Genomic DNA, 6,755 nt, shown 5'->3' with positions numbered 1-6,755 from the left:
GTGTCGTCCGCCTTGACCGGCAGGAACGTACCGGCGCCGACATGCAAGGTGACGAAGCGGCGTTCGACGCCTTTGGCGTCAAGCGCTGCAAAAAGCTCCGGCGTGAAATGCAGGCCCGCTGTCGGAGCCGCGACGGCGCCTTCCTCGCTTGCATAGATGGTCTGGTAATCGGCCCGGTCGCGTTCGTCGTCGTCGCGTTTCGAGGCGATATAGGGCGGCAGCGGAATATGGCCTACCGCGTGCAGCGCCTCGTCGAGGAACGGCCCCGACAGGTCGAAGCCAAGCAGCGCCTCGCCGCCCTCGCCTTTCTCGATCACCGTGGCGTCGAGCTGACCGAGGAAACAGGAATTGCCGTCATGGCCGAAATGGATGCGGTCGCCGGCGGCAATGCGCTTGCCCGGCCTCATGAAGGCCAGCCAGCGGTCCGGCGCCATGCGCATATGCAGCGTGGCTTCGACCTGCGCCGTCGCCTCGCCCCGCCGCCTTATGCCTTTGAGCTGCGCCGGAATGACTTTGGTGTCGTTGAACACCAGCACGTCGCCGGCCCTGAGCAAGGACGGCAGGTCGCCAACCGTCCGGTCCTCGAGCCCTTCGCCGGGCTTGACCAGAAGCATCTTGGCGCTGTCACGCGGCTGCGCCGGGCGGAGCGCGATGCGCTCCTCCGGCAAGTCGAAGTCAAAGACATCGACGCGCATCAGTAGAGCCGGACGAGCAGCGCTCCGGCCAAGAGCAGCACCGCGCCGGCAACGCGGCCGAGCGAGATTTCACGCACCGCGACGCCGAGGAAGCCGACGCGGTCGATGAGCATGCCGGCCAGCAACTGGCCGGCGACCAGAAACGCCATCAGCGCGGCAGCACCTATGCGTGGCGTCAGGATCGTCGACAGCGTGACATAGAAACCGCCGAGCATGCCGCCGGCCACGAACAGCCAGGGCGCCGGCGCTTTCCAGTCGAGCGAGATGCCTTGCAGCTTCACCACCGTAACGGAGATAATGCCGAGCACGATCGCGCCCGACAGGAACGAAAACGCAGCCGCCGCGACTGGGAGACCCAGGCCGCGCGCCAGCTGCGAATTGATCGGCGCCTGAATGGCAATGAAGGCGCCGGATAGGATGCCGAGAAGCGACCAGACGACGCCCATCATTGTCGTTTGCCCTTACTTGACGTCGGCCGCGACCTTCAGCGACACGATCTTGTCGGGATCCTGCACCGGCTCGCCGCGCTTGATCTTGTCGACATTGTCCATGCCTTCGATGACCTGGCCCCAGACCGTGTACTGGCGGTTGAGGAAGGCGGCATCGTCGAAGCAGATGAAGAACTGCGAATTGGCCGAGTTCGGGTTCTGCGAACGGGCCATCGAGCAGGTGCCGCGGCCATGGTTGGCGTTGGAAAATTCGGCCTTCAGGTCCGGCTTCTCAGAGCCGCCCATGCCCGCGCGGGACGGCGCGAAGGAAGGCTTGCTCGAATTGCCGAACTTGACGTCGCCGGTCTGGGCCATGAAGCCTTCGATGACGCGGTGGAAGACCACGCCGTCATAGGCGCCTTCCCTAGCCAGTTCCTTGATGCGGGAGACGTGGCCCGGCGCCAGGTCGGGGAAAAGTTCGATGACGACCGTGCCCTTGGTCGTTTCCATGATGAGCGCGTTCTCGCGGTCCTTGATTTCGGCCATGTCAGATATCCTTTTGAGAAAACAGAGTTATTTGACAATTTTACTTGTCTGCGGCGATGCGCACCTTGATCATCCGGTCGGGGTCGGAGACCGTGCCGTTATCCGCCTGGTCGCCCTTCTTGATGTGATCCACCAGTTCCATGCCGCTGACGACATTGCCGACGATGGTGTACTGGCCGTCGAGCGGCGGTGCCGGAGCGAACATGATGAAGAACTGCGAATTGGCCGAATTGGGGTCCTGCGAGCGGGCCATGCCGACCACGCCGCGCTTGTAATGTTCGGTCTGCGAGAATTCGGCCGGCAGGTCGGGCAGGTCGGAACCGCCGGTGCCGACGGCCTCGGCGCTGAAACCCTTTTTCATATTGCCGAACTTGACGTCGCCGGTCTGCGCCATGAAGCCGTCTATGACGCGGTGGAAGGCGACGTTGTCATAGGCGCCTTGGCGCACCAGCTTCTTGATCTGCTCGACATGCTTTGGCGCCAGATCGGGCCGAAGCGCAATGGTGACGTCTCCGTCCTTCAGCGTGATGACCATGGTGTTTTCCGGGTCGGCGGCGAAGGCCGAGACCGATGCGGTCACAAGGCCGGCAAGCACAACGAGGAACGAGGCGAGCTTTTTCAGCTGCATATCTATCTCCGGAATCTTATTTCGCGAATTTGGCGGTGAGCGCACCGGCAACCGCCGCCGGCACGAAGGGGCGGATGTTGCCTCCCATAGAGGCAATCTGGCGGACAAGTGTGGCGGTAATGGTGCGCACGGACGGGCTGGCGGGCAGAAAAACCGTCTGCAACTCAGGTGCCATAGTCTCGTTCATGCCGGCCATCTGCATCTCATAGTCGAGGTCGGTGCCGTCGCGCAGGCCGCGGATCATGATCGAGGCGCCGTGCTTCCTGGCGGCGTCGATGACCAGCCCCTCGAAGGCGACGACCTTGATACGGGCACCATCGCTGCCGAATTCCGCCTTCGCCGCCGTCTCGATCAGCTTCACCCGCTCCTCGAAGGAAAACAGCGGCTGCTTGCCCGGATGGATGCCGATCGCCGCATAGACGATGTCGGCCACGGCCAGCGAAGCCTTCAGCACATCCAGATGGCCGTTGGTCAGCGGGTCGAAGGAGCCGGCATAGAGGGCGATGCGTTCGGTCATGGCAGGTGCTTCTAATGCATGATCCCAAAAAGTGGAAACCGGTTTTTGCGGACAAACGGTTTTTCGTTTGTCCTAGAGATCATGCTCAAATGAAAGCTAGAGCCTGTTCCGTCTTCCGTCCACCAAGATGGAACAGGCTCTAGCGAGCCTCTCTCGCAAAGGCAAATCCGATCGGGGCGCCGGCCGTGAACCTTTTCCGGCACATGAACGACAGATGAACACGCTGATCACGAAGCCTTCACGCAGCGTTCACTAGGTTGCACCTTAATAAGATGAAACCAAAATCCCATCTATCCGTTGTTAGGCGCAGGAGAACACGCACATGCTGATCTACATGCTCGCCACCGCAATGACCGTCGCCATGCTGATCGCCACCGTATTTGGGCTGCATCAGGAGGCACAACGCATCCGCGTCAAGGCAAACACCAAGCGCTTCGAAGGCTTCGGCCCGCGTAAGCCATATCGCCACTACTGATAAAGCCTGGACTTGCTGCCGCGCCGGCCAGCTGGCCGGCGTTGCCATGTCAAAACCTGGGTGCCGGACTTAGTCCGCACCCTCCGGACCGGCGTCAGACGCCGCAGCGGCATCGGCACCGCCCTCGACGGTTTCTTCGCTTTCTTCGTCCGCTTGCGGTTCAGAGATCCGCTCGACCGAAACCACCTTTTCGCCTTCAGCCGTGTTGAAGATGGTCACACCCTTGGTGGCGCGGCTGGCGAAACGAATGCCGTTGACCGGCACCCGGATGACGGTGCCGCCGTCCGACACCAGCATGATCTGGTCGTCATTGCCGACCGGGAAGGTCGCCACCAGCCTGCCAATCTCGGCCGCCTTCGACACGTCGGTGGCGCGGATGCCCTTGCCGCCGCGTCCGGTCAGCCGGAAATCATAGGACGACGAACGCTTGCCGTAGCCGAATTCGGTCACCGTCAGCACGTACTGTTCGTGCGCCTTGAGTTCTTCGTATCGGCTGTCGGAAAGCTCTGTCTCCTCGCCGATCTCCTCATTGGTCAGCGCGATCTCTTCCTCTTCTCCGGCCGTTTCCGTGGCAAGCCGCCGCTCCGCCGCCGCGCGCTTCAGGTAAGCGGCGCGTTCCGCCGGCGAAGCATCGACATGCTCGATCACCGACATCGAGATGATGCGGTCGGTCTCGGCCATGGTTATGCCTCGCACACCGACCGAATTGCGGCTCTGGAAGACGCGCACGTCGCCGACGGAGAAGCGTATGCACTGGCCGGAACTGGCGGTCAGCAGCACGTCGTCCTTGTCGGTGCAGGTTTCGACGCCGAGGATCTCGTCGCCTTCTTCCTCCAGCTTCATGGCGATCTTGCCGTTGCGGTTGACCTGGACGAAGTCGGATAGATCGTTGCGGCGCACGGTGCCGCGCGTGGTGGCGAACATCACGTAGAGTTCGCCCCAGCTGGCCTCGTCCTCGGGCAGTGGCATGATGGTGGTGATGCGCTCGCCCTGCTCCAGCGGCAGCATGTTGATCAGCGCCTTGCCGCGTGACTGCGGATTGCCGATCGGCAGCCGCCAGACCTTTTCCTTGTAGACGATGCCGCGCGAGGAGAAGAACAGCACCGGCGTATGGGTGTTGGCGACGAACAGCCGGGTGACGAAATCCTCTTCCTTGGTCGACATGCCGGAGCGGCCCTTGCCGCCGCGGCGCTGCGCCCGGTAGAGCGACAGAGGCACGCGCTTGATGTAGCCGGAATGGCTGACCGTCACGACCATGTCTTCGCGCTGGATCAGATCCTCGTCTTCCATGTCCGAACCGCCGTCGGTGAGTTCGGTGCGGCGCGGCGTGCCGAACTCGTCGCGCACGGCGGCAAGCTCGTCCTTGACGATCTGCTGGACGCGCGCGCGGGAAGACAAAATGTCCAGATAATCGATGATTTCGGCGCCGATCGTGTTCAACTCGTCGGCGATCTCGTCGCGGCCGAGCGCGGTCAGGCGCTGCAGGCGCAGCTCGAGGATGGCGCGCGCCTGCTCCTCGGACAGATTGTAGGTACCGTCCTCGTTGATCCGGTGGCGTGGGTCATCGATCAGGAGGATCAGAGATTCCACGTCGCCAGAGGGCCAGCGCCGCTCCATCAACTGCTCACGCGCCGTCTGCGGATCCGGCGCGGTGCGGATCAGCTTGATGACTTCGTCGATGTTGGCGACTGCGATAGCGAGACCGACCAGCACATGGGCGCGATCGCGCGCCTTGCGCAGCAGGAACTTCGTCCGCCTTGTGATCACCTCCTCGCGGAAGGCGACGAAAGCCTTCAGCATATCGGTCAGGTTCATCACTTCCGGCTTGCCGCCATTCAGCGCCACCATATTGGCGCCGAAAGAGGTCTGCAGCGGCGTGAAGCGGTAGAGCTGATTGAGGATGACGTCGGCAACGGCGTCGCGCTTCAGCTCGATGACGACCCGGTAGCCCTGGCGGTCGCTCTCGTCGCGGATATCGGAAATGCCCTCGATGCGCTTGTCGCGCACCAGTTCAGCCATCTTCTCGATCATCGACGACTTGTTCACCTGGTAGGGAACTTCGGTGATGATGATGGACTCGCGGTCGTTGCCGCGCTGTTCGATGTTGACGCGCCCGCGCATGACGATGGAGCCGCGGCCGGTCGAATAGGCGCTGTAGATGCCCGAACGGCCAAGCACGATGCCACCGGTCGGGAAATCCGGCCCCGGAATGATCTCCATAAGCGCCGGCAGGTCGATCGCCGGATTGTCGATGATGGCGATGGCGCCATTGCAGACTTCACCGAGATTGTGCGGCGGGATGTTGGTCGCCATGCCGACGGCGATGCCGCCCGAGCCATTGACCAGAAGGTTGGGAAAACGTGCCGGCAGAACCTTAGGTTCGCTGCCGGAAGCATCATACGTGTCCTGGAAATCGACGGTATCCTTGTCGATATCCTCCAGGAGCTCGTGCGCGACCTTGGTCAGCCGCGCTTCCGTGTAGCGCATCGCCGCAGGCGGATCGCCGTCGATGGAGCCGAAATTGCCCTGCCCGTCGATCAACGGAACGCGCAACGACCAGTCCTGCGCCATGCGCACCAAGGCGTCATAGATGGAAGCATCGCCATGCGGATGGTATTTACCCATCACGTCGGCGACAGGACGCGCCGACTTCACATATTTGCGGTTCCAATGGTAGCCGCTCTCATGGGCGGCGAAGAGAATGCGGCGATGCACCGGCTTCAGGCCGTCGCGCACGTCCGGCAGCGCACGGCTGACGATCACGCTCATGGCGTAATCGAGATAGGAGCGCTGCATCTCCTCGACGATGGATATCGGCTCGATGCCGGTGGGGCCGCCGTCGGCGCCGCGCGGTGTCTTCTGGTCGGTCAAATCGGATCACAATCTAATCAGGAATCACTTGGTGCTTATATAGGAAGCAAGCCCGAAACTCCAACCTTCACGGCACTTTTCCAGTGTCATTTTTGATGGTAATTTCAAATGGATACCGATGATTGCGACGATATGGCCAAGGCGGTTTTCACCGCCCTGACGCAAAAGCCTGCGTGTCTGCCTTTGCGGTGCACCGGGCCGATTCACCAAGCAGAAACGACCTATGCGCCACGGCGGCTGCGATACTGGCTTGGCGTCTGCCCCATGATCCGCCGAAAACGACGATTGAAGGTCGACAGATCGCTGAAGCCAGCGCCGAAAGCGATCGCGGAAACCGTATCGTCCGACATGCGTAGCCGCACCGCGGCCCTGTGCAATCGCGTCCTGAGCAGGAATTGGTAGGGGGTCATGCCCGCCACCTGCCGGAAGATGCGCAGGAAATGATACGGACTGGTCGCCGTCCCATCGGCAAGCGCTGAAAGGGAAACCGGCCCGTCTGCATCGAGTTCGATGCGCCGCACAGCTTCGGCAACCCGTTTTTGATCGCGGCGGCTCGGCGCGCGCCTGACATGCGTAGCGCCGGAGGCTGTAGCCA

At 62.2% G+C, this 6,755-nt stretch carries 8 protein-coding genes; 1 reads left to right on the top strand and 7 read right to left on the bottom strand.

The genetic code is table 11. From position 1 onward, the window contains the following. From EN879_RS18970 to coaD, 5 genes are all read right to left on the bottom strand, one after another. The coding region (locus tag EN879_RS18970) for an S-adenosylmethionine:tRNA ribosyltransferase-isomerase (RefSeq protein ID WP_164774464.1) at window positions 1-695 on the bottom strand (695 nt) is incomplete at its 3' end. Then, window positions 695-1,144, bottom strand: a complete 450-nt coding sequence (locus EN879_RS18965; protein WP_013531824.1) for a DMT family transporter — start codon at window positions 1,142-1,144, stop codon at window positions 695-697. The genes EN879_RS18970 and EN879_RS18965, both read right to left, overlap by 1 nt. A 12-nt stretch (window positions 1,145-1,156) precedes the next feature. Continuing rightward, window positions 1,157-1,669 carry a peptidylprolyl isomerase gene (locus tag EN879_RS18960; protein WP_013531825.1) on the bottom strand — a complete coding sequence of 171 codons (513 nt, stop codon included), beginning with the start codon at window positions 1,667-1,669 and terminating at the stop codon, window positions 1,157-1,159. A gap of 40 nt (window positions 1,670-1,709) precedes the next feature. After that, window positions 1,710-2,204, bottom strand: coding sequence for a peptidylprolyl isomerase (locus EN879_RS18955; protein WP_224619653.1), 495 nt, complete (start codon window positions 2,202-2,204; stop codon window positions 1,710-1,712). A gap of 109 nt (window positions 2,205-2,313) precedes the next feature. Continuing rightward, window positions 2,314-2,814 carry a pantetheine-phosphate adenylyltransferase gene (gene coaD / locus EN879_RS18950; protein WP_063167940.1) on the bottom strand — a complete coding sequence of 167 codons (501 nt, stop codon included), beginning with the start codon at window positions 2,812-2,814 and terminating at the stop codon, window positions 2,314-2,316. Between the two features lie 322 nt (window positions 2,815-3,136). On the opposite strand from coaD, the gene EN879_RS18945 reads away from it, so the two are divergent. Further along, window positions 3,137-3,289: a hypothetical protein gene (locus EN879_RS18945; protein WP_081714296.1), complete on the top strand. Its 153-nt coding sequence runs from the start codon at window positions 3,137-3,139 to the stop codon at window positions 3,287-3,289. A gap of 69 nt (window positions 3,290-3,358) precedes the next feature. Here the strand turns inward: EN879_RS18945 and gyrA are convergent, their stop codons facing one another. Next, window positions 3,359-6,160 carry a DNA gyrase subunit A gene (gene gyrA, locus EN879_RS18940; protein ID WP_013531829.1) on the bottom strand — a complete coding sequence of 934 codons (2,802 nt, stop codon included), beginning with the start codon at window positions 6,158-6,160 and terminating at the stop codon, window positions 3,359-3,361. A gap of 221 nt (window positions 6,161-6,381) precedes the next feature. Further along, window positions 6,382-6,755, bottom strand: a 374-nt coding sequence (locus EN879_RS18935) for an AraC family transcriptional regulator (protein WP_164774463.1), incomplete at its 5' end; no start/stop codon positions are given.

The sequence above is a fragment of the Mesorhizobium sp. M7A.F.Ca.AU.002.02.1.1 genome (genome assembly GCF_003998535.1).
Classification (GTDB): Bacteria; Pseudomonadota; Alphaproteobacteria; order Rhizobiales; family Rhizobiaceae; genus Mesorhizobium; species Mesorhizobium ciceri.
This window is presented reverse-complemented; position numbering and strand designations above follow the sequence as displayed.

Excerpts from the sequence above, each read along its gene's own strand:
- EN879_RS18965 (WP_013531824.1), bottom strand. The coding sequence starts at position 1,144 with ATGATGGGCGTCGTCTGGTCGCTTCTCGGCATCCTATCCGGCGCCTTC.
- EN879_RS18960 (WP_013531825.1), bottom strand. The coding sequence starts at position 1,669 with ATGGCCGAAATCAAGGACCGCGAGAACGCGCTCATCATGGAAACGACC.
- EN879_RS18955 (WP_224619653.1), bottom strand. The coding sequence starts at position 2,204 with ATGGTCATCACGCTGAAGGACGGAGACGTCACCATTGCGCTTCGGCCC.
- coaD (WP_063167940.1), bottom strand. The coding sequence starts at position 2,814 with ATGACCGAACGCATCGCCCTCTATGCCGGCTCCTTCGACCCGCTGACC.
- EN879_RS18945 (WP_081714296.1), top strand. The coding sequence starts at position 3,137 with ATGCTGATCTACATGCTCGCCACCGCAATGACCGTCGCCATGCTGATC.